22 protein-coding genes, 1 tRNA gene and 1 riboswitch are annotated in these 26927 nt (G+C 71.1%); of the genes, 11 read left to right on the top strand and 12 right to left on the bottom strand.

From position 1 onward, the window contains the following. Window positions 1–180 precede the first annotated feature (180 nt). The 8 genes from B0I31_RS22205 to pth all read left to right on the top strand — a co-directional run bounded on the left by B0I31_RS22205 (window position 181) and on the right by pth (window position 7986). On the top strand, window positions 181–1263 hold the full coding sequence (locus tag B0I31_RS22205; protein WP_245950233.1) for an alpha/beta hydrolase family protein: 1083 nt from the start codon (window positions 181–183) through the stop codon (window positions 1261–1263). 353 nt (window positions 1264–1616) lie between these two features. After that, window positions 1617–1687, top strand: a tRNA-Gln gene (locus B0I31_RS22200). Window positions 1688–1780: 93 nt separating this feature from the next. Then, window positions 1781–3430: a GGDEF domain-containing protein gene (locus tag B0I31_RS22195; protein WP_245950231.1), complete on the top strand. Its 1650-nt coding sequence runs from the start codon at window positions 1781–1783 to the stop codon at window positions 3428–3430. A 67-nt stretch (window positions 3431–3497) separates the two neighbouring features. After that, window positions 3498–4976 carry a bifunctional UDP-N-acetylglucosamine diphosphorylase/glucosamine-1-phosphate N-acetyltransferase GlmU gene (gene glmU, locus B0I31_RS22190; RefSeq protein WP_106617287.1) on the top strand — a complete coding sequence of 493 codons (1479 nt, stop codon included), beginning with the start codon at window positions 3498–3500 and terminating at the stop codon, window positions 4974–4976. Window positions 4977–4989: 13 nt separating this feature from the next. Then, window positions 4990–5961 (top strand): ribose-phosphate diphosphokinase, encoded by a 972-nt coding sequence (locus B0I31_RS22185; RefSeq protein WP_106617539.1) that lies wholly within the window; start codon window positions 4990–4992, stop codon window positions 5959–5961. 289 nt (window positions 5962–6250) lie between these two features. Next, the gene (locus B0I31_RS22180; RefSeq protein ID WP_106617286.1) at window positions 6251–6856 is read left to right on the top strand and encodes a 50S ribosomal protein L25/general stress protein Ctc; all 606 of its coding nucleotides are present in this window, start codon (window positions 6251–6253) and stop codon (window positions 6854–6856) included. A 58-nt stretch (window positions 6857–6914) separates the two neighbouring features. Next, window positions 6915–7427, top strand: coding sequence for a DivIVA domain-containing protein (locus B0I31_RS22175; protein ID WP_106617285.1), 513 nt, complete (start codon window positions 6915–6917; stop codon window positions 7425–7427). Next, the gene (gene pth / locus B0I31_RS22170; protein WP_106617284.1) at window positions 7417–7986 is read left to right on the top strand and encodes an aminoacyl-tRNA hydrolase; all 570 of its coding nucleotides are present in this window, start codon (window positions 7417–7419) and stop codon (window positions 7984–7986) included. Before B0I31_RS22175 ends, pth begins: the two co-directional genes overlap by 11 nt. 146 nt (window positions 7987–8132) lie before the next feature. Here the strand turns inward: pth and B0I31_RS22165 are convergent, their stop codons facing one another. Next, on the bottom strand, window positions 8133–8924 hold the full coding sequence (locus B0I31_RS22165) for a DUF3626 domain-containing protein (protein WP_106617538.1): 792 nt from the start codon (window positions 8922–8924) through the stop codon (window positions 8133–8135). Further along, on the bottom strand, window positions 8924–10573 hold the full coding sequence (locus tag B0I31_RS22160; RefSeq protein ID WP_106617283.1) for a fatty acyl-AMP ligase: 1650 nt from the start codon (window positions 10571–10573) through the stop codon (window positions 8924–8926). Before B0I31_RS22160 ends, B0I31_RS22165 begins: the two co-directional genes overlap by 1 nt. A 134-nt stretch (window positions 10574–10707) precedes the next feature. On the opposite strand from B0I31_RS22160, the gene B0I31_RS42625 reads away from it, so the two are divergent. After that, window positions 10708–11958, top strand: a complete 1251-nt coding sequence (locus tag B0I31_RS42625) for a DivIVA domain-containing protein (protein WP_281262310.1) — start codon at window positions 10708–10710, stop codon at window positions 11956–11958. A 34-nt stretch (window positions 11959–11992) separates the two neighbouring features. Then, window positions 11993–12562, top strand: a complete 570-nt coding sequence (locus tag B0I31_RS22140) for a dienelactone hydrolase family protein (protein ID WP_106617282.1) — start codon at window positions 11993–11995, stop codon at window positions 12560–12562. A 193-nt stretch (window positions 12563–12755) separates the two neighbouring features. On the opposite strand, the gene B0I31_RS22135 is transcribed toward B0I31_RS22140, so the two are convergent. The 10 genes from B0I31_RS22135 to rsmI all read right to left on the bottom strand — a co-directional run bounded on the left by B0I31_RS22135 (window position 12756) and on the right by rsmI (window position 25292). Beyond that, window positions 12756–14525: an ABC-F family ATP-binding cassette domain-containing protein gene (locus B0I31_RS22135; protein WP_106617281.1), complete on the bottom strand. Its 1770-nt coding sequence runs from the start codon at window positions 14523–14525 to the stop codon at window positions 12756–12758. A 221-nt stretch (window positions 14526–14746) separates the two neighbouring features. Then, entirely contained in the window at window positions 14747–15712 is a 966-nt protein-coding gene (locus B0I31_RS22130; RefSeq protein WP_106617280.1) for a 4-(cytidine 5'-diphospho)-2-C-methyl-D-erythritol kinase, read from the bottom strand. Window positions 15713–16141: 429 nt separating this feature from the next. Then, on the bottom strand, window positions 16142–16948 hold the full coding sequence (locus B0I31_RS22125; RefSeq protein ID WP_106617279.1) for a MetQ/NlpA family ABC transporter substrate-binding protein: 807 nt from the start codon (window positions 16946–16948) through the stop codon (window positions 16142–16144). Between the two features lie 28 nt (window positions 16949–16976). After that, the gene (locus tag B0I31_RS22120; protein ID WP_106617278.1) at window positions 16977–17660 is read right to left on the bottom strand and encodes a methionine ABC transporter permease; all 684 of its coding nucleotides are present in this window, start codon (window positions 17658–17660) and stop codon (window positions 16977–16979) included. Continuing rightward, a complete protein-coding gene (locus tag B0I31_RS22115; protein ID WP_106617277.1) occupies window positions 17657–18667 on the bottom strand; it encodes a methionine ABC transporter ATP-binding protein in 1011 nt (336 codons plus the stop codon). Before B0I31_RS22115 ends, B0I31_RS22120 begins: the two co-directional genes overlap by 4 nt. A gap of 204 nt (window positions 18668–18871) precedes the next feature. Beyond that, a riboswitch (SAM riboswitch) is annotated at window positions 18872–18964 on the bottom strand. Window positions 18965–19050: 86 nt separating this feature from the next. After that, window positions 19051–19929, bottom strand: coding sequence for a 16S rRNA (adenine(1518)-N(6)/adenine(1519)-N(6))-dimethyltransferase RsmA (gene rsmA, locus B0I31_RS22110; protein ID WP_245950229.1), 879 nt, complete (start codon window positions 19927–19929; stop codon window positions 19051–19053). 67 nt (window positions 19930–19996) lie between these two features. Further along, window positions 19997–21427, bottom strand: coding sequence for a resuscitation-promoting factor (locus B0I31_RS22105; RefSeq protein ID WP_106617275.1), 1431 nt, complete (start codon window positions 21425–21427; stop codon window positions 19997–19999). A gap of 280 nt (window positions 21428–21707) precedes the next feature. Next, entirely contained in the window at window positions 21708–22544 is an 837-nt protein-coding gene (locus B0I31_RS22100) for a TatD family hydrolase (protein ID WP_106617536.1), read from the bottom strand. Window positions 22545–22557: 13 nt separating this feature from the next. After that, complete coding sequence (metG, locus tag B0I31_RS22095) at window positions 22558–24348, bottom strand: methionine--tRNA ligase (RefSeq protein ID WP_106617274.1); 1791 nt, start codon at window positions 24346–24348, stop codon at window positions 22558–22560. A gap of 98 nt (window positions 24349–24446) precedes the next feature. Further along, window positions 24447–25292 (bottom strand): 16S rRNA (cytidine(1402)-2'-O)-methyltransferase, encoded by an 846-nt coding sequence (rsmI, locus tag B0I31_RS22090; RefSeq protein WP_106617273.1) that lies wholly within the window; start codon window positions 25290–25292, stop codon window positions 24447–24449. Between the two features lie 24 nt (window positions 25293–25316). Here rsmI and B0I31_RS22085 point away from each other — a divergent pair, with 24 nt between their 5' ends. Further along, complete coding sequence (locus B0I31_RS22085) at window positions 25317–26888, top strand: dolichyl-phosphate-mannose--protein mannosyltransferase (protein WP_106617272.1); 1572 nt, start codon at window positions 25317–25319, stop codon at window positions 26886–26888. Window positions 26889–26927: the final 39 nt, after the last annotated feature.

Raw genomic sequence — 26927 nt, 5'->3', positions numbered from 1 at the left:
CCGTAACTTACGGGAGCGTAAGTTAGGTGAGCCTCGTGCCGCCATAGTGGAAGCCGAACTCATGGCGTGTTCTCAGGAAGTCGGGCGTGTCGATCAACGCCGGGGCATCATTCGGTGATGGGGTCACCGAACGTCCGCGGGCGCCGCCGCCTACGCATCGCACTGGTCACGCTCGCGGTGGTGTTTCTGCTGTTCACGGGGGGTCTTCTGGGGTTCGGCTGGTACTACAGCGGCCAGCTCCTCGACCCGGAGAACGCCCGTCCCGGCTACCGCGACACGGTCACGTCGTCGGCTTCGGGGACCGTCTCGCTGATGGAGTCCAGGGTCACAGTGCTCCCGGGCACGTGGGGGCTCGTCTGGCCGGGCGGCGGCGCGAAGATCGGCCAGGTGACCCAGCGGTCCGAGGGCACGGTGGTGCGCGAACTGCAGGGCACGGCACCCGCGAATGGCACCCAGGTCCGACTGGAGACGTCGGTCTGGAGCACCGACCCCGCCACCGCGCACGACCTGGAGTACACGGAAGTGCGAATTCCTACCGAATTGGGTGACGCCCCGGCCTGGCTGGTCCCCGCGACGTCGTCCACCTGGGTCGTCGCGGTCCACGGTCGGGGCGGCACGAGGGCCGAGGCCTTGCGGGTCATGCCTGCACTGCACCAACTCGGGCTACCCGTTCTGGCCGTGACCTACCGCAATGACGAGGGCGCACCGCGCTCCCCGGACGGCCTGTACCACCTGGGCGACACGGAGTGGCGTGACGTCGAGGCGGCCGTGCGGTACGCCCGCGAGCACGGCGCGCGCAACGTCGTGCTGTACGGGTGGTCGATGGGCGGCGCGATCGTCGGCCAGTTCCTCGGCCGCTCGGCGCAGGCGGGCGACGTGGCCGCCGTCGTGCTCGACGCACCCGTCGTGAGCTGGACGAAGACCTTGGAGCTGCAGTCGCGCAACCGGGGCGTGCCCGAGCAGCTGGTGCCGGTCGCGGAGCTGGTCTCGGACTGGCGCGTCGACCTGGAGTTCAGCCGGTTCGACCTGGTCGCCAGCCCTCCCGCGCACCGGCCGCCGACGCTGCTGTTCCACGGCGGCGCGGACGGCACCGTGCCGGTCCAGGCGTCACGGGACCTGGCCGCGGCGGCGGACCGGCTCGACTGGCCGCTGCGGTACGTCGAGGTGCCGGCGGCGGAGCACACGGCGGCGTGGAACGTCGACCCGGAGTCCTACGACCGCGCGCTGACGGACTTCCTCGACTCGGTCGCCGCGATCCGCTAGCCCGGACGGCGGCAGCTCACGACGCACACGGCGGCACTCCGTCGCGCACACGGCCGCACCCCACCGTGCCCGTTCGACTACGCAAGGTAGTTAAGCGTGTGATTGTTTCGGCCGAAATCGTGTCGAACAGGCGTCGATGGACCCCCGCACGGCACCACTGAGCGTCGCCGCACGGCCTTGGCGAGTTCACCGGACCGTGATCCAGGCCACCTCGCGCGAGCCTCTGACCTGCGACAACACACAGTGTCATGATCGCGTTACGGTGGGGTTGCCGCCACATGAGTGGTGGTGCTGACCTTCGAGGGGGACTCGTGACAACATGTGTTCGCGCGGTCGGGGCGAGCCCCGACCGTTCCGCCATGGTGTAAAGGCAGCACCTCGGATTTTGGTTCCGATGGTCCAGGTTCGAATCCTGGTGGCGGAGCGAGGAGGCCGGGCCACGAAGGGTCCCGGCCGCCCTGCGTCTGCATGGGGGTGTGAGTCGCTGCGCGAGGAAGCGGTCGACGAGCAGGGCAACGTGGCGACTCCGGCTCTCCACGAGATGTCCGACGCGTGGCTGGTCGGCCGCGCGAGTGAGCTCGTGGCCGTGGCCCAGAGCAGCCACCTGTCCGACCAGCTCGACGCGGCGCACGAGGTCGACGAGATCCTGGCCGAGGCGCAGGGCCGCGGCGAGCCGCGGATCGTCGGCCAGCTGCTGCGCGCGGCGGCCGTGGTCCGGATCGTCACCCCCGGCCTGGTCGACCTGTCCGACTCCGTGCTGGACGAGATGCTGGCGCACTGCCGCCGGCACGGCCTGCTGGTGCTGGAGGCCGAGGCGCACGCCCTGCGCGGGCGCCGCTACCTGCTCGGCGGGTTCGAGGACAAGGCGTTGACCGAGGTCGCGGCGGGCCTGGCGATGCTGGAGGAGGACCTCGCCCCCGACCCGATGCTGGACAAGCGCACCTGGGACCGGCTGCTCGCCTCCGCGTTGCAGACGACCGGCCTCGTGCTCACCCAGCTGGGCGTCTACGAGATGGCGGACGAGGTGATGGCACGGGCGCACAACGCGATCCGGGACAGCGCCTACCCGCACCTGATCTACGTCCACCTGGTCAACCGGGCCCGGCTGCTGATCGGCTGGGGCCTGCGGCTGGAGCGGGTGGGCAACTTCGAGGAGGCCGCCGAGCGGTTCGCCACCGCGTCGGCCATCGCCACCGCCGTCGAGGGCCCGTTCCGCGAGTCGCTGCACCCCGGCAGGCGTGACCGCACCGCCGCCGAGCAGGTGCCGGTGATCGGCGCGGCGCACGCGCTGGCCAAGCCGGGCGCCGAGCACATCGCGCGGCTGTGGTCGCTGCGCGAGCTGGCCATGTACGCCCGCGAGCTGATCATCGTGTCGATCGCGCTGGCCCGCTGCCTGGAGATGGAGGAGCTGCCGCAGCAGGCGCTCCAGGTGCTGCACGACGCGCAGGACCGGCTGGAGCACGACAACTCCGAGCCCACCCTGATGCTGTGCCTGACCCGCGAGTACGCCCGGATGTCCGGCCCGCACGGCGAACGCACCATCTCGGCGCTGCAGACCTACGCCAACGCGCTGGAGGTGGAGCTGTGGCTGATGCAGGAGGCGCGCACCGCCACCCTGCTCACCCGGCGCGACCACGAGCGGCTGACCCGGGCGCACGGCGCGATCGCGCAGCAGGCGCTGCAGGACCCGCTGACCGGCCTGCCGAACCGCCGCGCGCTGGACGACCGGCTGGCCGCGCTGATCAACGCGCAGACCCACCCGATGGCCATCGCGCTGGTCGACCTCGACGGGTTCAAGGTCGTCAACGACAAGTACTCGCACGCCGAGGGTGACGATGTCCTCCGCGTGATTGCGAGCACACTGCGCCAGGCGTTGCGGGGTGACGACCTGGTGGCCCGCTACGGCGGTGACGAGTTCGTCGTGCTGCTGCCCGGCGCGCCGCTGCACGCCGCCGAAGCGGCCCTCGGCCGGGCCGTGGATGCCGTCGCGGACTTGCCTTCCGACCTGTCCAGGGGGGTGACGCTGTCGGTGGGCGTGATCTCCGTGCGACCGCGCGAGGCGGCGCACGCGGCGCTGGCCCGTGCCGACTCGGCGATGTACGTGGCGAAGCGGCGAGGTGGCTGCCAGGTTGCGGCCGTGGAAGGCGAGGCCTCCTCGGAGGCTTAGTATCGGCACCTGGCGGGAAGCCAGGCCCCTCCCGCTGAAGGCACGCACTCAGCTAGGGAGAGCGCTGATGCTCGAGGGTGTCCCCACCCCAGTCAGCACGATCGTCCTCGCAGCGGGTGAAGGCACCCGCATGCGCTCAGCCACCCCGAAGGTGTTGCACCGAATCGCCGGTCGTTCCCTGGTGGAGCACGCCGTGCGCGCCGCCGCCGGGACCGAGCCGGACCACCTGGCCGTCGTGGTCGGCCACGGCCGCGCCGCGGTGGCCGACCACCTCGACACCCTGGCCACCGCGCTGGACCGCAAGGTCACCGTGGCGGTGCAGGAGCAGCAGAAGGGCACCGGGCACGCGGTCGGCTGCGGCCTGGCCGAACTGCCCGCCGACCTCGGCGGCACGGTCGTGGTGACCTACGGCGACGTGCCGCTGCTGGACGCCGACACGTTGCGCGGGCTGCTGGCCGAGCACGGTGCGCGCGGCAACGCGGTCACCGTGCTGACCGCCGTGGTGGCCGACCCCACCGGGTACGGGCGGATCGTGCGGTCCGCGGACGGCTCGGTCGAGGGCATCGTGGAGCAGAAGGACGCCACGCCCGAGCAGCGGGCCATCACCGAGATCAACTCCGGGGTGTACGCGTTCGACGCGGCCGTGCTGCGCGACGGGCTCTCCCGGCTGTCCACCGACAACGCGCAGGGCGAGCTGTACCTGACCGACGTGCTGACCATCGCGCGCTCGGACGGTCGGCGCGTGGGCGCGCTGGTGACGTCGGACGCGTGGCTGGTCGAGGGCGTGAACGACCGCGTGCAGCTGGCCCGGCTCGGCGCGGAGCTCAACCGCCGGATCGTGGAGCGCGCGATGCGCGCGGGCGTCACCGTGGTCGACCCGGCCACCACCTGGCTGGACGCCGACGTGCGGCTGGAGCGCGACGTGCTGATCGAGCCGAACGTGCAGCTGCGCGCGGGCACCACGGTCGGCGAGGGTGCGGTCGTGGGGCCGGACACGACGCTGTCGGCGTGCGTGATCGGCGCGGGCGCGACCGTGGTGCGCACCCACGGCTCCGGCTCGGAGATCGGCGCGGGCGCGTCCGTGGGCCCGTTCGCCTACCTGCGGCCGGGCACCCGGCTCGGCGAGCGCGGCAAGATCGGCACGTTCGTCGAGACGAAGAACTCCGACATCGGCGCGGGCAGCAAGGTGCCGCACCTGAGCTACATCGGCGACGCCACCATCGGCGAGCACTCCAACATCGGCGCGGCGAGCGTCACGGTCAACTACGACGGCGTGAACAAGCACCGGACCACGATCGGGTCCTACTGCCGCACCGGTTCGGACAACATGTTCGTCGCGCCGGTCACCGTGGGCGACGGCGCGTACACCGGCGCGGGGACCGTGGTGCGGCGCAACGTGCCGCCCGGCGCGCTGGCCGTGTCCGGTGGACCCCAGCGCAACCTGGACGGATGGGTGGTGTCCCGCCGCGCGGGCACCCCTTCGGCCGAAGCGGCGGAGCGCGCTCTGACGCCCGAGAATGCAGGCACAACCGATGAAGGGCGCTGACGTGAACCCCACGATGGCCGGGACACCCAAGAAGAACCTGATGCTCTTCGGCGGGCGTGCCTACCCCGAGTTGACCGAGCAGGTGGCCAAGCACCTGAACGTGTCGGTGACCCCCCAGTCGGCGTACGACTTCGCCAACGGCGAGATCTTCGTGCGGTTCGAGGAGAGCGTGCGCGGCTGCGACGCGTTCGTCATCCAGTCGCACTGCGCGCCCATCAACCAGTGGCTGATGGAGCAGCTGATCATGGTGGACGCGCTGAAGCGGGCGTCCGCGAAGCGCATCACCGTGATCATGCCGTTCTACCCGTACGCGCGGCAGGACAAGAAGCACCGCGGCCGTGAGCCGATCTCGGCCCGCCTGGTAGCCGACCTGTTCAAGACCGCGGGCGCGGACCGGCTGGTGGCCGTCGACCTGCACACCGCGCAGATCCAGGGCTTCTTCGACGGCCCGGTGGACCACCTCTGGGCCATGCCGCTGCTCGCGGAGCACATCAAGGACAAGTACGCGGGACGCGACATCACCGTCGTCTCCCCCGACGCCGGCCGCACCAAGCTGGCCGAGAAGTGGGCGGACACCCTCGGCGGCACGCCGATCGCGTTCATCCACAAGACCCGCGACCCGCTGCGGCCGAACGAGGTCGTGGCCAACCGGGTGGTCGGCCAGGTCGAGGGCAGGCTGTGCGTGGTCATCGACGACATGATCGACACCGGCGGCACGATCACCAAGGCGGTGGACCAACTGCTGGCCGAGGGCGCGTCCGACGTCGTCATCGCGGCCACCCACCCGGTCCTGTCCGGCCCGGCGGTCGACCGGCTGCGCGACTGCGGCGCCCGCGAGGTGGTGTTCACCGACACCCTGCCGATCCCGGCCGAGAAGCGGTTCGACGCGATGACCGTCCTCCCGATCGCCCCCCTGCTGGCGCGCGTGATCCAGGAGGTCTTCGAGGACGGCTCGGTGACCTCCCTGTTCGACGGCAACGCCTGACGTCCCGACGAGGGCCCGGCGCACCTACGGGTGAGCCGGGCCTTCGGCGTTTCACGCGCCACGCGGAGGGGAACGAACCCCCGATTAGGCCCCGCCCAGAGCATCGGCCTACACTGGCCAGGTTGCCTCGGCGAGGGCGAGCATCACGCTCGGCGTGATCGACGCGGCGGTTGTGATGCCGCGCGTGTTCACCCTCCGCGCCGCCCGCCGCCGCAGGCCAACCCCCGCTTCGCCCCGCCCGACGTACCCGCCGACGTTTACCAGGCCAGACCGTTAGGAGAGCCCCACCGTGTCCGAGGTCCGTCTCGCCGCAGAGCAGCGCACCGAGTTCGGCAAGGGCGCCGCCCGCCGCACCCGCCGCGCCGGCAAGATCCCCGCGGTGCTCTATGGCCACGGTTCCGACCCGAAGCACCTGGCCCTGCCGGCGCTGGAGTTCGCCCGTGTTGTCCGCGAGCACGGTCAGAACGCAGTTCTCACGCTGGACATCGAGTCCTCCACCGAGCTGGCGCTGACCAAGACCGTCACCACGCACCCCATCAAGAACTACATCGAGCACGTCGACCTGCTGCTCGTGCAGCGGGGCGAGAAGGTCACCGTCGAGGTGCCGATCGTCCTCACCGGCGACGCCGCCGCGGCGACCCTGCTCACGCAGGACCTCACCACCGTCCAGGTGGAGGCCGACGCGCTGAACATCCCCGAGCAGGTCGAGTTCTCCATCGCGGGTCTGGCGGCGGGCACCCAGGTGCACGCGTCCGACCTCACGCTGCCCGCCGGCACCACCCTGGTGACCGACGGCGACGCGATGGTCCTCGCGGTGAACGCCGCGCCGACCGCCGCCGAGCTGGACGGCGACACCGGTGAGGCCACCGAGTCCGAGGCCACCGAAGAAGGCTGAGCCCATCACGTCGGGCAACTCGGACGGCACGCTTCCCCCGCCACCCGGCTGGGGTGGCGTGCCGTTCCCGTTTCTGAGCCCGGCTCAGGTCCGCGCCGCCCGGTTCCCCCGCCGCCGGGGCAAGGGCTACGACCCGGCGCAGGTGGACGCGTTCGTGCTGCGCATCGCCGACGCGCTCGCCGGGCGCACCACGCTGGTCCCCGACCAGGTGCGCACGATCGTGTTCACGGAGATCGCCGGCGGCTACGACCAGCGGACCGTGGACGACTTCCTGGCGGTGTGCGAGCACCAGCTGCGGTCCGGGCACGTGCCGCCGACCACGTTGCAGACCGGCGAGGCCGTGCTGGCGGTGAAGCTGCCGCGCTCGCCGAACGGCTACGATCGCGGCGAAGTCGACGCGTTCCTCGGCCGGGCCGCCGCGGCGCTGGACGGCCGGGGGCGGATGACCTCCGGCGAGGTGCGCCACACCAGGTTCACCACCACGTCCGGGCTCCGGCGCGGCTACCAGGTGCGGGCGGTCGACGCCCTGTTGGACGAGCTTGAGCAGGAGTTGCGGTTCCGTGGTCGATGACGTCGCCCTGGTCGTCGGGCTGGGCAACTCCGGCCCCAAGTACGAGGGCAACCGGCACAACGTCGGCTTCCTCGTGCTGGACGAGCTGGCCGCGCGCGTGGGCGGGAAGTTCAAGGCGCACAAGGGCGGCGCCGAGGTGGTGGAGGGCCGGTTGGCCGGCCGCCGGGTCGTGCTGGCCAAGCCGCGCGGCTACATGAACACCTCCGGCGGTCCGGTGGCGGGCACGGCGAACTTCTACAAGGTGCCGCCGGCGTCGGTCATCGTGGTGCACGACGAGCTGGACCTGCCGTTCGGCGCGGTGCGGCTCAAGCTCGGCGGCGGCGAGAACGGCCACAACGGGCTGCGGTCGATCACCAAGTCGCTGGGCACGAAGGACTACCACCGGGTGCGGTTCGGCGTGGACCGCCCACCGGGCCGGATGGACCCCGCCGACTACGTGCTGCGCGACTTCTCGCTCGTGGAGCGCAAGCAGCTGGCGCTGGAACTGGACCGGGCAGCCGATGCGGTGGAAGCCCTGCTGGAACTCGGACTGGAAGCGGCCCAGAACAAGTTCCACTGAGCACCGACCACACCCCCAACAGCACCCACATCGGACCGCCGCCCGCCCTCCGGTGCCACCGGTTCGACGTGCCCACAACGGACCCGCAGCCAGCCCACCGGACCCAAGTCACGCACCAATAACCCGAACTGCGCGAACCAAGCCGATCACCGCCCGAAGCGGGCCAACAGGTGCCACACCTTCTTCAACTCCTGCTGGTCATACCGGTCACGCGCGTCACCGATCATCTTCGGCGTCAGCACACCGTCCACCGCGAGTTCCACCCCAAGGTCAACATAACGCCGCCCCCGGTAATCGGCGTGGCGGCGCAACTCATCGACGTCCAGACGGAATCCCGGATGCCATTCGACAGAACACGGCAGACTGTATGCAGCATCCTCGATCTTCGTGCCCCGATAACTCGGGTCGAGCACGAGCGCTTCCACGTCGGTCTCCAGCGACACCGGGCCGTGCACGTGCGCCTCGATGTAGTCGTCCAGCAGATCACGGTCGTCCGCGCGGGCGATCTCGATCAACGCCATGCGGTCCGCCGTGCCGAACGTCTCCGGCTCCAGCACGCTGTCCGGGTAGCAGAACGTGGTCCGGTCCAGCGTCCCCTCGGTCAGCCGAAGGTGTGCCGACCCGAACCGCGGTGACGCGCCGTGAGGTCTGAGGCGGAAGTTCAACCCGCCGTACACCGGCCGGTCGTGCGGTGGCGCGTCGTCGTACGCGCCGCCGAAGATCCGGCTCTCCCAGCGCCACCGGTCACCACCGGCGAACGCGGTCAAGCCGCCGTTGCCCGTCCCGGTCACGAACTGCGAGACGTAACGACCCGTGTCCGCGAGAGCGGCGACCACCCGTTCGGGGTGGAAGTTCAGGGTGACGCGCAGGGTGCGGTCGAGCGGCCGACCGGTCGACCGCGCCCTCACGTGCTCCAGCGCGCGCTCCGCCGGTGACATCACACAGTGGGTACCAGGGCCGCGGCGGCGGCGCGGCGGAGTTTGCCGGACGGCGTCTTGGGCAGGCTGCCCGGCTTGAGCACGACCACCGAGAACGGCCGCAGCCCGACCGCGTCCACGACCCGCGCGCTGATCTCCTTGCCCAACCCGCGCACCGCCTCGTCGTCACCGGCCAGCTTCGACTCGACCACCACCGCGAACCGCTCGCGCCGCGTACCCGCGTCCAGCCGCACGGCCACCGCGTTCCCCGGCCGCACGCCCTCCACGGCCGTCGCGGCGCGCTCGATGTCCGTGGGGTAGATGTTGCGCCCACCCATGATGATCACGTCCTTGCGCCGCCCGCAGACGACGACCTGGCCGTCCACCACGTACCCCTCGTCACCGGTGTCCAGCCAGCCTTCGGCGTCCTGGGTGGCGCGCGGGCCGTCCACGGTGAGGTAGCCGGGCGTCACGGCCTCGCCGCGCACCCGCAGCTGACCGACCTCGCGCTCGCCGAGCACCGCGCCGGACTCGTCGACCACCTGCACCTCCAACCCCGGCAGCGGCGGCCCGAGCAGCGGGAACGCCCGCGCGTTCGGGCTGTCCGGCGGCACGGGCACGGCGCGGTGACCGGCCTCCAGCTCCTCCGGGTCGACCACGTCGACCGAGATGCCGGTGAACACCGGCGCGAACGCGACACCGAGCGTCGTCTCCGCCATGCCGTACGCGCACAGCACGCACTCGGGGCGCAGCCCGAACCGCGCGCCCGCGTCGGTGAACATCTTCACCGCGGCCGGGTCGATGGGCTCGGCGCCGTTGAGCGCGATCCGCAGCGCGGACAGGTCGAACGCGCCGTCGTCCACGCCCTGCATGCGGCGGGCGGCGATGGCGTAGGCGAAGTTCGGCGCGGCCGTGATGGTGCCCTGGTAGCGGCTGATCAGGTCCGGCCACAGGGTCGGCCTGCCGAGGAAGTCGACCGGCGTGACCTTGACCAGGTCGATGCCGAACAGCATGGGCACGGTCAGGAAGCCGACCATCCCCATGTCGTGGAACAGCGGCAGCCAGGAGACCATCCGGTCGGTCTCCGGGTCGAGCTCGGCGGCGGTCTCCATCGCCTTGGCGTTGGACCACAGGTTGCCGTGCGTGATGCGGACGGCCTTCGGGTCGGCGGTGGAACCGCTGGTCAGCTGCAGCAGCGCGGGCAGGTCCTCGTCGACGTCGACGGGCGCCTCCAACGGCTCGCCGTCCAGCTCCGCCAGCCTGCGGTAGGAGACGCCGTTCTCGTCCAGCACGCCCGACAGCGCGTCGAACGGCGCGCCCAGCAGCACCAGCTTCGCGCCGATCATGGTGAGCACGCGCAACGTGTCGGCGGCCCACTCGGCCAGGTCGGTGCGCGCTGTCGGCTGGTGCAGCATGGTCGTGCTGCCGCCGGCCAGCCACACCGCCTGCACGGCGGGCGCGATCTCCGCCGGGTCACCCGCGAGGACCGCGATCGACTCGCCGCGCGCCACCCCGCCCGCGACGAGTGCGCCGGCCATGCGGGTGGCCTGCTGGTGCACCTCCGCCCACGACCGGCGGGTGGGCGCGTTCGGCTCCCCCGTGGTCATGCCCCGCGCCCGCCCCCCGGCACCCGTAGCGGTTGCCACCATCGTGTCCACGAACCGGCTCATGCCCGCCAGGGTAGAGCGATCTTCCGGCGCATTGAGCCGATAGGGCGAAACATCGGGCTCATCGTCCGGCGATACTCCCCGGTACACCACACGAAGGAGGTAATGGGGTGGCCGGGTTCGACGCTCGCCGGCACATGCCGGCACATCCGGCGCCGCTGTTGGGCGCGCAGGATCTGCGGCAGGTCGCCTTCCACCGCCCGCCTCCCGGCCAGCCGGGGTACGACGAGGGTCAGGTGGACGCCTTCCTGGACCGCATCGAGGCGACCCTGCTCGGCCGGGACGACGTCACTGAGCAGGACGTGCGCCGGGTGCGGTTCAGACCGGCGAGACCCGGCTACTACGCGGCCGAGGTCGACGCGTTCATGGACCTCGTGGCCGAGACGCTCGGCTCCACGCCCCAGCGGCGCCAGGCCACCGCTCCCGCGCAGGGCGCGCACGCCACGTCGACCGGGATGCGCCCGGCGGCCAGGCTGACGCCGCAGGACGTGCGCGGGGTGCGGTTCCACAAGCCCAGACCGGGCAACCGCGGCTACCACGAGGGCGAGATCGACGCGTTCCTCGACCGGATCGAGAACACCCTGGCGGGTCTCGACGACCTGACCGCCCGGGAAGTGCAGGACTTCGAGTTCAGCTACGCGCCGCCGGGGCAGGTGGGTTACGACGAGGACGACGTGGACACGTTCCTCGACCTCGTCGTGGTGACGTTGGAACGGATGCCCGCCCCCGTCCGGCCGGCCGCCTCGGCTCGGGTCACCGTTCCACCTGCCGCTCCTGCTGCTGCCGCTCCTGCTGCTGCCGCTGTTGCTCCTCCGGCCGTTCCCGCTCGACCGCGTCCGGGTCCGGGCACGCGCCCGTTGACCGCTCGCGACGTCCGCACCGCCGCCTTCGGCAAGCCGCCGCGTGGTCGGCGCGGCTACCAGGAGTCCCAGGTGGACAAGTTCCTGGACCGGATCGAGAACACGCTGCTCGGGCAGGACGACCTGACCGCGCGCGAGGTGCGCGAGGTCCGCTTCAGCAGGCCCATGTTCGGCCGGCGCGGGTACGACGAGACCGAGGTGGACGCGTTCCTGGCGCGGGTGGAGAAGCAGCTGGGCGAGGGACCTCTGCGGCCGAGCGCGCTCCCGCCGATCACGTCGTGGAAGCAGCTGCGCCTGATCAAGGTTCCGTTGGCCGGGCCGGCGCAGCGCGGCTACCGGACGTCGCAGGTGGACCGGGTGCTGGAAGAGGTCGGGATCGCGCTGGACGGCATGGTCGGCGCGTCGTCGGCGGAGGTGGCGAAGACGAAGTTCGCCACGTCGCTGATGGCGGGGCAGGGCTACGACTGCGCGTTCGTGGACGAGCTGATGCCGATGCTGGCGGCGGAGCTGCGGCGGCGCGGTCGTTAGGGTGTCCGTGCTCCGATCGTCACCTGGAGGCGAGATGGCCGAGGTAGTGCTGTTCCACCACGCGCACGGGTTGACGTCCGGTGTGCGGGAGTTCGCCGAGCGGCTCAGACAGGCCGGTCACACCGTGCACACGCCTGACCTGTTCGAGGGACACGTGTTCGAGCGGCTCGAAGACGGCGCGGCGTACGCGCAGGAGGTCGGGTTCGGCACGATCGTCGAGCGCGGGCGCGCGGCCGCGTCGGAGCTGCCGTCGGACGTGTTCTACGCCGGGTTCTCGCTGGGCGTCCTGCCGGCGCAGATGCTGGCCCAGACCCGCCCGGGCGCCCGGGGTGCGCTGCTGTACAGCGCGTGCGTCCCGGTGTCGGAGTTCGGCTCGGCGTGGCCTGACGGCGTGCCGGTCCAGGTGCACGCGATGGAGGGCGACGAGTTCTTCGTCGAGGAGGGCGACCTGGACGCCGCCCGCGCCCTGATCTCGTCCACGCCGACCGCCGCGCTGTTCCTCTACCCCGGCGACCACCACCTGTTCGCCGACCCGAGCCTGCCGACCTACACCCCCACCGCCGCCACCACCCTCCTGACCCGCACCACCACCTTCCTCACCTGACCCCGCGAGAGTCCAACACTCAGCGCGCGAGAGTCGTACGTTCGGAGCGCGAGAGTCCAACACGCAGAACGCGAGAGTCCAACGCTCAGGTACCCCGAGTTCAACGCTCACGACGAGCGGTCGTGTGCTGAGCGTTGAATTCAGGTGCGCTGAACGTTGGACTCTCGCGGCGTGAACGTACGACTCTCGCGGGTCAGGGTTCGGCGGTTTCGGCGGCGGCCAGCCACTGGGCCTCGACGTCCTCGGCCTCGGCCAGGACGGCCTTCAGCTCGGCGTCCAGGGCCAGCAGGCGTTCCGGGTCGGTGGCGGCCTCGGCCAGGGCCGCGTGCAGCTGGGCTTCCTTCTTCTGCAACGTCTCCAGGCGCCGCTCCAACCGGGCCAGCTCCTTGCGCGCCGCACGCTGGTCAGCCGCGGACGAAGGGGCGGACGCGGCCGGCTTCGCGGTCGGCACGGCGGCTTCCTTCTGCTTGTCCCGCCGCCGCAGGTACTCCTCGATGCCACCCGGCAAGTCGGTCAACCCGCCGTCGCCGAACAGCGCCACCACCTTGTCGCACACCCGTTCCACCAGGTAGCGGTCGTGCGAGATCACCACCAGCGTCCCGGGCCACGAGTCCAGCAGGTCCTCCAGCTGCTGCAACGTGTCGATGTCCAGGTCGTTGGTCGGCTCGTCCAGCAGCAGCACGTTCGGCTCCGCCATCAGCAACCGGCACAGCTGCAACCGCCGCCGCTCACCGCCGGACAGGTCACCCACCGGCGTCCACTGCTTCTGCGACGAGAACCCGAACCGCTCGGCCAGCTGCGACGCCGACATCTCCTGCTTGCCCAGCACCACCCGCCGCGCGACCTCCTCGACGGCCTCCAGCACCCGCATCGACCCGTCCAGGTCGTGCAGCTCCTGGCTGAGGTGCGCGAGCTTCACCGTCTGCCCCTGGACGCGCTTGCCGGTCTCCAGCTCGCGCTCACCGGCCAACGCCCTGAGCAGCGTCGTCTTGCCCGACCCGTTCACGCCGACGATGCCGATCCGGTCACCCGGCCCGATCCGCCACGTCAGGTCGCGCACGAGCACCCGGTCGGGCACGGTCAGCGTCGCGTCCTCCAGCTCCAGCACGGTGCGCCCGAGCCGTCGCTTGGCGAACGCCAGCAGCTCGACCGAGTCGCGCGGCGGCGGCACGTCGGAGATCAGCGCCTCGGCGGCGTCGATGCGGTAGCGGGGTTTGGACGTGCGGGCGGGCGCGCCGCGGCGCAGCCACGCCAGCTCCTTGCGGGCCAGGTTGCGGCGCTTCTCCTCGATCGTGTCGGCCAGCCGGGCGCGTTCGGCGCGGGCGAAGATCCAGTCCGCGTAGCCGCCCTCGTACTGCTCGACCTTGCCGTTGACGACCTCCCACGTGCGGCTGCACACCGTGTCCAGGAACCACCGGTCGTGTGTCACCACGACGAGTGCCGTGCGACGGGCCAGCAGGTGCTCGGCGAGCCACCGCACGCCCTCGACGTCGAGGTGGTTGGTCGGTTCGTCCAGCACGACCAGGTCCAGGTCCTGCACGAGCGCCGCAGCCAGCGCCACCCGCCGCCGTTCGCCACCGGACATCGTGCCCACCGGGGAGTCGAGCCCGAACCCGGTGATGCCGAGGCCGTCCAGGATCGACCGCACCCGCGCGTCGGAGGCCCACTCGTGCTCGGCGTCGAACCCGAGCGGGTCGATCACGGCGTTGCGGACCGTCGAACCCTCGGCCAGTTCGGTGCGCTGCGTGACCACCGCCATGCGCAGGCCGCGGTTCTGGCTGACCCGTCCCTCGTCCGGTTCGGCGAGCCCGGCCAGCACTTCCAGCAACGTCGTCTTGCCGCCGCCGTTGAGGCCGACGACCCCGATGCGGTCGCCTTCGCCGACGCCGAGGGACACGCCGTCGAGCAGCGGACGCACGCCGAACGACTTGGAGACGGACTCCAAGTTGACCAAGTTGGCCATTTACCAGCACCTTCATCGAGATCGTGTGACAACAAACCGGGTGACAGCAGCCGTGTGACAACAGCGCGGTACGCCAGCCTAGCTACCGCTCCGGTGGCGGTGACGTGCGCCGACTCGTTGCCGGCGTGCGACGGGGGCGAGGGCGGGGGTGGCCGCAGGGGCGGTCGAGCGTCACGGCGGGGGTGGTCCCGACGTCACGGCGGGCCCAGGTCGGCGGTGGGTCAGGCGTGCACCTCGGGCGGGATCGGGCGGGGTGCTTCCTCGGTGCCGACGACGCGAGCCCCGTGCACCGGGCCTTGCGCGACGCGCACCGTCCGGCAGACGCCCGCACCCGCCAGTTCTGCGGCGACGCGCACCGCCGAGTCGCCGTCCGTGCAGAGGAACGCGCAGGTCGGGCCCGATCCGGACACCATGCCGGCCAACGCGCCCGCGTTCACGCCCGCACGCAGCGTGCGGCGGAGGTTGGGGCGCAGCGAGACGGCGGCGGCTTGCAGGTCGTTGCCGAGGAGCAGCGCGAGCTGGCGCGGGTCGCCCGAGGACAGGCCTTCGAGCACGGCTTCGGCTTCACCGACGCGGGGCGGGTCGCCGTCCGCGCGCAGCCGGTCGAGCTCGTCGAACACCTCGGGCGTGGACAGGCCGCGGCGGTCGAACGCGAGCACCCAGTGGAACGTGTGGCGGGACAGCACGGGCACGATCCGGTCACCCCGGTCCGTGCCGAGCGCCGTGCCGCCGTAGATGGCGAACGGCACGTCCGCGCCGATCTTGCCCGCGATACCGGCCAGCTCGTCCCGGCTGATCTCCAGCCGCCACAGCGAGGCCAGGCCGACCAGCGTCGCCGCCGCGTCCGCGCTGCCACCCGCCATGCCCCCGGCGACCGGGATCGACTTGCGGATGACGACGCGGACCTTCGGGTCGTCCGGGTCGCGGCCGACGTGCTGGGCCAACGCCCGCACCGCCCGCCAGGCCAGGTTGGACGCGCCGGTGGGCACCGAGTCGGCGCCCTCGCCGTGCACCTCGACACCGGGGTCCTCGGCGATGGCGACGGTCACCTCGTCGGTCAGCGACAAGGCCTGGAAGATCGTCACCAGGTCGTGGTACCCGTCCGCGCGGAGGTCTCCTACGGCCAGGTGCAGGTTGACCTTGGCCGGGACGCGGACGGTGACCGGGGGTGGGACGACAGCGAGCACGCCATGAAGCGTACGGGCGTTTCCGGGTAGCTCGCTGCCACTGACCGCTGACCTGCGGTGAAACGCACGTCAGGTGCGGTCGTTCGCAGTTGTCCACAGGCGCGGGGTTGGCGCTTCGGATTGTCGGTGTGGGCTGGAAGGATAAAAGCAGGGGTCCCCTTGGCGGGGACGTCTGCGTAGCTGGTGGCGGGGTCGGGTGGGGGTAGAAGCTCGAAAAGATCAAAAGCGTCCTCGCCGGACGGGCAGATCAGCAGGATGACCCCACGTCCCGTCCGGATCTCGTTCCGCCGGGCCGTCCTGTTGCGTCGTTGGTCCCGGGTTTCGTGCGGGATGACACGAAGCCCTCCCTCTGAGGAGAGGAAGGGCTTCGTGGGTGCACCGCGTCGGGGTCGAAGGGGCTCCGTGGCCGTTGGCGGCGCTGGGCCGGGGTCAGACGGAGAGGACGGAGCCGGCGAAGGTTTCCCGGATGTAGTCCTTGACCTGCTGGGACTGGAGGAGGGCGAGCAGGTCCTTGACGCGCTGGTCGTCCTTCAGCTCGGTACGGGTGACCAGGCCGTTCGCGTTCGGGTTGCCCTCGGCCTTCTCCAGGGCCAGCGCGTCGGTCGACGGCTTGAGGCCCGCGTCGATGGCGTAGTTGCCGTTCACGACGGACGCGTCGGTGTCGTCCAGCGAACGCGGCAGCTGGGCGGCCTCCAGCTCGACGAACTCCAGGTTGCGCGGGTTCTCCGCGATGTCCCGGATGGTCGCCGTCTTCTCCGTGCCCGGCGTCACCTTGATCAGCCCGTTGGCCTGCAGCAGCTGCAGGCCCCGGGCTTCGTTGGTGGCGTCGTTGGCCACGGCCACCCGGGCGCCGGACGGCAGGTCGGCCAGCGACTTGTGCTTCTTCGAGTACACGCCGAGCGGCTCGAGGTGCACCGGGCCGATCCACTCCAGCGACGCGCCGCTCTCCGCCTTGAACGTGTCCAGGTAGGGCACGGTCTGGAAGTAGTTCGCGTCCAGCGAGCCGTCCACGAGCGCGACGTTCGGCTGCACGTAGTCGGTGAACTCCACGACCTCGATCTTCAGGCCCTTCGACGCGGCCAGGTTGTCCGCGACGTAGCGCAGCACCTGGGCGTGCGGGACGGGGCTCACGCCGACTTTGAGGGGTGCGTTCGGGTCGGACGCGGCCCCGGTGTCGCCACTACCGCAGCCCACTGCGGTCAGCAGCACGGCGAGCAGGGCAGCACGAATACGCATTTCGTTCCTTAGGTGAGGAGAAAGACGATCAGACGGACGCGGTGCGGCGGCGGTCGACGCCGCGGGCCACGCGGTTGGTGATGAACTGGATCAGGGTGGCGATGATCGCCAGCACGACGACCGTGCTCCACAGGTAGCGGTCGTTGAAGCGCTGGTAGCCCATGCGCACGGCGAGGTCGCCCAAACCGCCGCCGCCGACCACGCCGGCCATCGCCGAGTAGCCCAGCAGGGCGATCGAGGTGACGCCGACCGCGTTGACCAGCGCGGGCAACGACTCTCGCAGCAGCACGCTGCGCACGATCCGCAGCGTGGACGACCCGGTGGTGACGGCGGCTTCGACCACCGACACGTGCACCTCGGCCAGCACGTTCTGCACCAGCCTGCCGACGAACGGGATCGCGCCGACCGCCAGCGGCACGATGGCCGCCGTGGGTCCGATGGTGCTGCCGAGCAGCAACCTGGTCAGCGAGGTGAGCACCACCAGCAGGACCAGGAACGGCATGGAGCGGCCCAGGTCCACGACGAACCCGAGGACCTTGTGGAGCACCGGCCGGGGCTTCAGCCCACCGGGAGCGGTGAGCTGAAGCCAGATGCCGACCGGCGCGCCGAGCAGAACAGCGATCAGGGTGGAGACGACCACCATGTACAACGTCTCGCCGGTGGCGACCAGCACGTCGTCGAACACGGTGGACCAGGGTGTTGCAGACCTCACGCAGCTACTCCCTGCGGACCCGACAGGGTCCGTCGCACCGAGCCGCCGGCTTCCGAGATCCACTCCAGCGCCGAGTCCGCGCGCTCACCCTTGAGGCCGACGCGGAACCGCGCCACCGGGGTCTCGCCGAGCCTGGTCAGGCCGCCGCCGAGCAGGTTCAGCTCGACGCCGAACCGGCTGGTCGCCTCGGGCAGCAGCGCGCCGACGGCGGCGAAGCCGATCAGCACGACGTCCGCGACCCGGTCGAACGAGCCTTCCAGCGCCGGGTTCTGGTCCACGGCGGGCAGCAGCGACGAGGCCGTGCGGCTGGTGGCGTCGGACACCAGGTCCAGCACCTTGCCGTGCTCGACGACGCGGCCGTCCTCCAGCACCGCGACGTCGTCGCAGATCTTGCGGACGACGCCCATGTCGTGCGTGACGACGAGCACGGTCACGCCCAGCTCGGCGCGTGCCCGGTCCAGCACGGTGAGCACCGAGCCGGTGGTGTCGGGGTCGAGCGCGGACGTCGGCTCGTCGGCCAGCAGCACGGACGGCGACGCGGCCAGGGCGCGGGCGACCGCGATCCGCTGGCGCTGGCCACCGGAGAGCTGGTCGGGGTAGGAGCCCGCCTTGTCGGTCAGGCCGACCAGGTCGAGGAGTTCGGCGACGCGGGTGCGGCGCTGCGGACCGGCCACGCCCGCGGCCTCCAACGGCAGCGCGACGTTGCCCGCGGCGGTGCGCTGGCGCAGCAGGGAGTCGCCCTGCGGCACCACGCCGATCTGCCGGCGGGCGGCACGCAGGGCGGTGCCGTCGAGGGAGACGAGGTCGGTGCCGTCGACGCGGATGGCGCCGCTGTCGGGGCGCTCCAGGAGCGCGACGCACCGGGCCAGGGTGGACTTGCCCGCCCCGCTGGGGCCGACGACGCCGAGCACGGTGCCCGCGGCGACGTCCAGGTTCACGCCGTCCAGCGCGCGAACCTGCCCGGTACTCCCGGGGAAGGTCTTGGTGAGGTTCTCGACAGTGATCACGTTTCGCTCCACGACAGCATGCGGCAGCGCACGCTCGTGGCGTGCGTGACCGGGGGCTCAGCTCAGAAAGGTGTCCCGGGACGGGGGACGGCGAGGACTCGAAAGCGCCTAGGGCTGCTCAGAAGCTGCGACAGGCGGACGACGTCCGGCGGCCGTGGTCGACGACCCGCCGGCGGGTGAGCATTCGCATCCTGGGCACGTGATCCTCCATCGGTCCTGGCTGAAGCACCTGCCCCCATGGAGGGGTGGTTGCTGCGGCGTCGTAGAGCCAGGTCTCTCGGCCGCTCGGGATGGCACCACGAGTAGACCTGACCGAGCCCGGCTGACGCAAGCCTGAAACCGGATCGTCCGGCAAATCACACTTTCGGCCGAAAGATCACCGACTACCGGGCGGACGCGACCTCGGCTATCCGGATGAAGTCACTGACGGCCAGTTGTTCGCCGCGCACCGCCGGGTCCACGCCCGCGGCGACGAGCAGCCGCTGGGCCTCGGCGGCCGAACCCGCCCAGCCGGACAGGGCGCCGCGCAACATCTTGCGCCGCTGCGCGAAAGCGGCGTCCACCAAGGAGAACAGCCGTTTAGGGTCCACAGTGGACAGCGGTGGGTGCCGCTCGAACGCGACCAGCGCGGAGTCCACGTTCGGCACGGGCCAGAACACCGAGCGCGGCACCGGACCGGCCCGGCGGGCGTCGGCGTACCAGGCGAGCTTCACGCTGGGCACGCCGTAGACCTTGCTGCCGGGACCGGCGGCCATCCGGTCGGCGACTTCGGACTGCACCATCACCAGGCCCGTGCGCAACGACGGCAGCACGGCCAGCAGGTGCAGCACGACGGGCACGGCCACGTTGTACGGCAGGTTCGCGACCAGGGCGGTCGGCGCGGTGGGGAGCTGGTCGGGTGTGACGCGCATCGCGTCCTCGTGCACGACGGTCAGCCGGTCGGCGAGATCGGGCGCGCGGTCGGCCACCGTGACGGGGAGGCGGTCGGCCAGCACCCCGTCGATCTCCACAGCCACCAGGGCGCGGCAGGACGGCAGCAACGCCAACGTCAGCGAGCCCAGCCCGGGGCCGACTTCGAGCACCACGTCGTCCGGGCGCAGGTCGGCGGCCGACACGATGCGCCGCACCGTGTTGGGGTCGTGCACGAAGTTCTGCCCGAGCTTCTTGGTGGGGCGGATGTCCAGCTCGGCGGCCAGCCGACGCACGTCGGCCGGCCCGAGGAGGTGGCTCCCCGAACCGGCCGACGTCGAATCCTCAGTCACCCGTGCATTCTCCACCACGTCACGCACGCCCCTGGACCACCATGGCGACGCCGGAGGCGGCGCCATGTCACGGCAGGCCCAGCTTCTGCTGGCAGTGGGGCCACGCCGAGTAGCCGCCGCGGGCGTCGCGCAGCTTGGTGGCCACCGCGATCTGCTGCTCGCGGGTCGCCTGGTGCGGGTACGCGGCGTACTGGGCGCCGCCGTAGGCGTCCCACGTGCCCTTGTTGAACTGCAGGCCGCCGTAGTAGCCGTTGCCGGTGTTGATGGCCCAGTTGCCGGTCGCCTCGCAGTAGGCCAGCCGGTCCCAGATCTCGCCGTCCGGCGGGAGCTTGGTGCCGACCTTGACCTTCTTCGGCTTCGGCTCCTTGGTGACCTTCGCACCCAGCTTCTCGCGGCCGACCTCGGCGCCGTTCTTCACGGTGACGCGGTAGGTGACGATCTGCTCGCCGGCCTCGCCCGGGTCCAGGACCTCTTTCTGGCCCTTCATCATCGTGTCGTCCTTGACCTCCTCGACGGGCGGCTGGATGGCCTCCGTCGCGTTGATCACCGACACGCCGGTGCGCGTGATGTGGACCTCGGCGCCGTTGGTGACGCGCAGGTCCACGGCCGTTTCGAGCTTGTCGTCCGGGCCGAGCGTGAGGTTCTCGTTCTTCAGCAGCTCCTCGACGGTCACGGCCGTGGTCCGGAGCTGCCGGGGCGCGTTGCCGCCGTCGTAGAGCGTGATGGTCTTGAGGCTCTTGACCTCGAGCGAGAGGCCGCTGAGGGGGACGTCCATGCCGCGGTCGTGCGAGAGCCAAGCGCCCTCGTCGTCGACCTGCATCTGGTCCAGCGCCTCGTCCACGGTGACCGAGCGGACCCAGCCCTCGCGCTGCTCGCCGTCGACCGTCATCTTCACCAGCCGGCCGCGGTCCAGCGAGATCTTGCCGCCGTCGCCGACCTTCGCCTGGGGTGACGGGCTGAGCGCGTCGTGCTCGCCGATCGTGATGCCCTCGTCGGCGAGGATCTCGCCGACCGTGGACTCGTAGGTGCGGACGGTCTTGGCTTCGCCGTCGACGTCGACCGTGACGGACTTGTCCATCGCGATCGCGGTGGCACCGCCACCGGAGATCGTCACCAGCACGGTGGCGACCGCGGCCTTGAGGAAGCGCCGCTTCCACTTCCCCGCGGCTTCGACCAGTGCGGCGGGCGGGGCGCTCGGCTGCTCGGCGGCCAGGCTGCCCGCGACCCGGTCCTGGGAGACCTCGTCGGGGATGATGATCGGGGGTAGGAGCGTGGTCTCGGCGTTGATCAGCCGGATCAGCTCGTCGACGTCGACGTTCGCGCTCTCGAGCAGCGCGTCGGCGTCAGGTCCCAGCACTTCCAGGACGTCGTCCGGGGTGATGGTGAACACCGCGGTGTCCCATTCGGACGGCGGCCCGGGTCTGTCCAGGACGTCGACACCGGTGATCGGTGCCTGCACGGGCGTAAACCAGTCGGTGTCCTCGTTGAACGAGTTCACGGGGTGCCATACCTCCTGAAGGCGCGAAGTCCGGCGACGCGCACGTTCGATGTCGGTGGTCAGCTGGTGATCTCCGGCAACTCCTGTGCGTGTTCGGCTTCATCGCTTCTGGTGTCAACGTGACCCGCCCCGACTGCGGGTGCGCCCCGAACTGCAACTCGGGGCACGGTCACGGGACCGTAACGGGTCCCGGGCGGTTGTGCCAACACCCCCGCAATCCTTGTGAGTTCAGTCACTCCGTTAGGGGAGCAAGTCTGTCCGCCATTCGTCGTAAGGAGGATTACGACTCCGCCGCGTCACGAAGACCGAAGACCCGTTCGGCGTTTCGGGTGATCTTCGTAGCCAGCTCGCCCAGGTCGATCTCACGCAGAGTCGCTAGATCGCGGACCGTGTAGTTGACGCAATAGGGCTCGTTCGGGCGACCTCGGTACGGGTGGGGCGTGAGGAACGGCGCGTCCGTCTCGACGAGCAGGTGGTCCTCCGGCACCCAGAGCGCGGCTTCCCGCAGGGCGTGGGCGTTGCGGAACGTCGTGGTGCCCGCGAAGGACAGCACGAACCCGCGTTCCACGCACGCGCGCGCGAAGGAGAGGTCACCGGAGAAGCAGTGGAAGACCACTGTGGACGGCGCGCCCTCGGCGTCGAGCACCTTCAGGATGTCGTCGTGCGCGTCCCGGTCGTGGATCATGAGCGGCTTGTCGACCTTCTTGGCCAGGTCGATGTGCCAGCGGAACGCCTCGTGCTGGGCGCTTTTCGGCGCGTAGTCCCAGTAGTAGTCCAGGCCCGTCTCACCGATCGCGACGACCCTGGGCTGTTCGGCGAGCCTGCTCAGCTCGGCCTGCTCGACCTCGCCGAACGTCGACGTGCGGGTCGGGTGCAGGGCGACGGCGGCGAACACCCTCTCGTCCCACGTCGCGGCTTCGGCGGCCCAGCGCGCGGCGGCGAGGTCGTCGGCGACGGTGATCACGCGGTCCACGCCCGCCTGGACGGCCCGGTCGACCACCTCGCGGACCTCGTCGGGTGTCGTCGCGCCGCACGCGTCCAGGTGGGTGTGGGCGTCGACCACCGGCGCCGGAAGGGGTTCCGGGACCGGTGGCCGTTCGCCGCGTGCCCTCGTCACGTCCGACACCGCGTCACTTGACGATCGGGGCCCACTCGGGGCCGGTCTCACCCAGTTCGGGGTCCAGCTTCGCGAACAGCGGCGCCGGCTTGGCCAGCGGCCTGCCCACCTCGATCGGGGTGGACGCCCAGGTCGCCTGCTCGCCCGCGTAGTCACCGGTCAGCACCGGGTACTCGCGGTCGGGCACGTCGAGGTCGGTGACGTCGGTCAGCTGCGGCTGGGCCGCCCACACGCCCGTGCCTCCCAGCGCCTCGTGCACCTTCTGCGCCGAGTGCGGCAGGAACGGCGTCAGCAGGGCGTTGGCGTCCTGCACGACCTGCAACGCGGTGTGCAGCACGGTGTCGCGGCGCTCGGGGTCGTCCTTGAGCTTCCACGGCTCCTGGTCGGACAGGTAGCGGTTGGCCGCGCCGACCACCTTCATCGCCTCGCCGGCCGCCTGCTTGAACCGGGAGCGGCGCAGGTTCGCGCCCACCACGTCGAACGCCTTGCGGGACAGCTCCAGCAGCTCGTGGTCGGCCTGGGTGGGGCTGGTCGGCTTCGGCACGGCGCCCACGTTCTTGTGCGCCATCGAGATCGACCGGTTGACCAGGTTGCCCCACTCGTTGGCCAGCTCGAAGTTCGTCCGGCGGACGAACTCCTCCCAGGTGAAGTCGGTGTCCTGGTTCTCCGGACCGGCGACCGAGATGAAGTAGCGCAGCGCGTCCGGCCCGAACTGCTTCAAGAAGTCCGTGACGTAGATCACCGTGCCGCGCGAGGTGGAGAACTTCGAGCCGCTCATGGTCAGGAACTCGGAGCTGACGACCTCGGTGGGCAGGTTCAGCGTGCCGAACGCGCCCGGCTCGCCGCCCTTCGCGCCCTGGCCGTTCTGGCCGAGCAGCAGGGACGGCCAGATCAGCGAGTGGAAGACGATGTTGTCCTTGCCCATGAAGTAGTAGCCCTGGGCGTCACCGGTCCAGAACTCCCGCCAGGCGTCGTCGTCCCCGCTGCGGCGGGCCCACTCGACGGACGCGCTGAGGTAGCCGATCACCGCGTCGAACCACACGTAGAAGCGCTTCATCGGCTGCTCGCGCCAGCCGTCGAGCGGGATCGGGATGCCCCAGTCCAGGTCGCGGGTGATGGCGCGCGGGCGCAGGTCGTCGATGAGGTTCTGGCTGAACTTGAGCACGTTCGGGCGCCACTCGGTGCGGGTCTGCAACCAGCCGCCGAGCGCGTCGATGAACTGCGGCAGGTCCAGGAACAGGTGCTCGGTCTCGACGAACTTCGGCACCTCGCCGTTGATGCGCGAGCGCGGGTTCTTCAGGTCGACGGGGTCGAGCTGGTTGCCGCAGTTGTCGCACTGGTCGCCGCGGGCACCGTCGTAGCCGCAGATCGGGCAGGTGCCCTCGATGTAGCGGTCGGGCAGGGTGCGGCCGGTGGAGGGGCTGATCGCGCCCATCTCGGTCTTGGGGATGACGTAGCCGTTGCGCCAGAGGGCGAGGAACAGCTCCTGCACCACCTTGTAGTGGTTGCCGGTGGTGGTGCGCGTGAACAAGTCGTAGGACAGGCCCAAGCCGTGCAGGTCGTTCGCGATCACGCGGTGGTACTTGTCCACCAGCTCGCGGGTGGACATGCCCTCCTTCTCGGCCTGCACCGAGATGGGCGTGCCGTGCTCGTCCGAGCCGGAGACCATCAGCACCCGGTTGCCCGACATGCGCATGTAGCGGGAGAACACGTCGGAGGGGACACCGAAACCGGAGACGTGACCGATGTGGCGGGGGCCGTTGGCGTAGGGCCACGCCACCGCGGTCAGCACGGAGGCACTCATGGGCCAAGCCTACGGAGGCCCTTCCAGCACTTTTCCGCGGGTTGGGCTGTGCGGACCGCCCGTGCGCCGGAGCTCACCCGGGCGACTGACGGCCCGTCTCAGCCCTTGCTGATCACGGCGTCGTACAGGGCCTTCTTGCTCACCCCCGCCGCCTCGGCGACCTCCGCCGCCGCCGTCTTGGTCCGCTCGCCGGCGGCCACGCGTTGCTTCACCTCGGCGACCAGCGCCTCCATCGGAGGGGCCTCGCGGGCCTCGGCGGGTGCCAGCACGACGGTGATCTCGCCCCGCACGCCCTCCGCCGCCCACTCGGCCAGCTCACCCAGGCCGCCCCGCTTGACCTCCTCGTACGTCTTCGTCAGCTCACGGCACACCGCCGCACGGCGGTCCGCGCCCAGGACGTGCACGGCGTCGGCGAGGGTGTCCGCCAGCCGATGGGGTGATTCGAAGAAGACGCACGTCCGGGGCTCGTCCAGCAGCGCGGCGAACCACCGCCGGCGTTCGCCCTGCTTGCGCGGCGGGAAGCCGTCGAAGCAGAAGCGGTCCGAGGGCAGGCCCGACACGGCCAGCGCGGTCGTCACCGCCGACGGGCCGGGCAGGCACGTGACCTGCACGTCCTCCGCCACGCACGCCGCCACGAGGCGGTAGCCGGGGTCGGACACGCTCGGCATGCCGGCGTCGGTCACCAGCAGCACCGTCTGCCCGTCGCGCAGCGCCTCCAGCAGGCCGGGCAGCCGGGCCGTCTCGACCTGGTCGTAGAAGCTGACCACCCGCCCCGAAGGGGTCACGTCCAGGGCCGAAGCGAGCGAGCGGAGCCGTCTGGTGTCCTCGGCCGCGATCACCTCGGCCGTGCCCAGCGCCTCGACCAGGCGCGGTGAAGCGTCCCGGACGTCGCCGAGCGGAGTAGCCGCCAGCACCAAACGGCCTGATCCAGATACAGGTCTCACGCCTCTCACCCTACGATCGGGCGCGTGAGCCTGATCGCACCGCAGTCCGCAGACGATGTGGTCGACGCCGGCGAGGTACCGCCGACGAGCCCGCCACCGGGCAACGACCGCGAACAGCGGGCCCGCCTGCTCGAACCCGGCCCGATGAGCGACGCCCTGAGGGGCTGGCTCGTCACGTTGACCGTGGCGCTGATCGGCGGTGTGGTGCGGTTCTGGAACCTCGGGTTCCCGACCGACAAGGGCACCCCGATCTTCGACGAGAAGCACTACGTGCCGCAGGGCGCGCAGGTGCTGCGCAACGGCGGGTACGAGGACAACCCCGGCTACGAGCTGATCGTCCACCCGCCGCTGGGCAAGCAGCTCATCGCGATCGGCGAGTGGCTGTTCGGCTACGACGGCGTGGGCTGGCGGTTCGCGTCGGCGGCCGTGGGCACGTTGACGATCCTGCTGGTGGTGCGGATCGCGCGGCGGATGACGCGGTCGGACCTGATCGGCGCGATCGCGGGCGTGCTGCTGATCGCCGACGGCCTGAGCCACGTGCAGTCGCGGATGGGGATGCTGGACGCGTTCCTGACGTTCTTCGTGGTGGTGGCGTTCGCGTGCCTGGTGGTGGACCGGGACCAGGTGCGGTCGCGGTTGGCGCAGGCGACGCGCGAGGGCTGGGTGACCAGCTCGCCGTACGGGCCGTGGCTGGGTTTCCGCTGGTGGCGGTTCGCGGGCGGGATCGCGCTCGGGCTCGCGTGCGGCGTGAAGTGGTCCGGCGTGTGGTACATCGCGTTCTTCGGCGTGCTGTCGGTGGTGTGGAGCGCGCTGGCACGGCGTGCGGCGGGCGTGGAGCGGCCGTGGCTGGGCTCGTTCGCCAAGGACCTGCTGCCGTCGCTGTTCGCGCTGCTGGTCATCCCGGTGCTGGCGTACCTGGCGACGTGGTGGGCGTGGTTCGCGTCCGAGACGGCCATCGACCGGCACATCGCGGGCACCAAGATCCCCGAGGAGGGCTGGATCCCGGCGCCGCTGCGGGCGCTCTGGTTCTACAGCGGCAACGTGCTGGAGTTCCACACCAAGCTGGTGACGCCGGAGGGCAGCCCGCACCCCTGGGAGTCGAAGCCGTGGACGTGGCCGATGGGCCTGCGGCCGATGCTCTACTACTTCGAGGGCGCCGTGCAGGGCTGCGCCGGGCCGACCTGCGTGGGCGCGATCATGCTGATCGGCACGCCCGCGATGTGGTGGCTGGCGTTCCCGGTGCTGGCGTGGGCGATGTGGCAGGCGATCGCCAAGCTGGACTGGCGGTACGCGGCGGTGCTGGTCGGGTACGGCGCGGGCTACCTGCCGTGGTTCATCAACGTCGACCGGCAGATGTACTACTTCTACGCGATGCCGATGGCGCCGTTCCTGGTGCTGGGCATCGCGCTGGCGCTGGGCGAGGTGCTGGGCAAGCGGACGGACGGCAAGGAGCGCCGGGGCACCGGCCTGCTCGCCGTGGCCCTGTACCTGGGCCTGGTCGTGGCCAACTTCGTGTGGCTCTGGCCGATCCTCAACGGCATACCGATCACCCCGGAGATGTGGGACGCCCAGAAGTGGCTCCCGTCCTGGAACTGAGGTCCGGACAGCGGCGCGTGCTCGGGGGGCGGGGTGTTC

It is taken from the genome of Saccharothrix carnea, assembly GCF_003014735.1.
Taxonomy (GTDB): domain Bacteria; phylum Actinomycetota; class Actinomycetes; order Mycobacteriales; family Pseudonocardiaceae; genus Actinosynnema; species Actinosynnema carneum.
This window is presented reverse-complemented; position numbering and strand designations above follow the sequence as displayed.

Coding starts and splice junctions, on each gene's coding strand:
- B0I31_RS22135 (WP_106617281.1), bottom strand. CDS start 14,525: ATGGCCAACTTGGTCAACTTGGAGTCCGTCTCCAAGTCGTTCGGCGTG.
- B0I31_RS22140 (WP_106617282.1), top strand. CDS start 11,993: ATGGCCGAGGTAGTGCTGTTCCACCACGCGCACGGGTTGACGTCCGGT.
- glmU (WP_106617287.1), top strand. CDS start 3,498: ATGCTCGAGGGTGTCCCCACCCCAGTCAGCACGATCGTCCTCGCAGCG.
- B0I31_RS22165 (WP_106617538.1), bottom strand. CDS start 8,924: ATGTCACCGGCGGAGCGCGCGCTGGAGCACGTGAGGGCGCGGTCGACC.
- B0I31_RS22160 (WP_106617283.1), bottom strand. CDS start 10,573: ATGAGCCGGTTCGTGGACACGATGGTGGCAACCGCTACGGGTGCCGGG.
- B0I31_RS42625 (WP_281262310.1), top strand. CDS start 10,708: ATGCCGGCACATCCGGCGCCGCTGTTGGGCGCGCAGGATCTGCGGCAG.
- B0I31_RS22185 (WP_106617539.1), top strand. CDS start 4,990: ATGGCCGGGACACCCAAGAAGAACCTGATGCTCTTCGGCGGGCGTGCC.
- B0I31_RS22125 (WP_106617279.1), bottom strand. CDS start 16,948: ATGCGTATTCGTGCTGCCCTGCTCGCCGTGCTGCTGACCGCAGTGGGC.
- metG (WP_106617274.1), bottom strand. CDS start 24,348: ATGAGTGCCTCCGTGCTGACCGCGGTGGCGTGGCCCTACGCCAACGGC.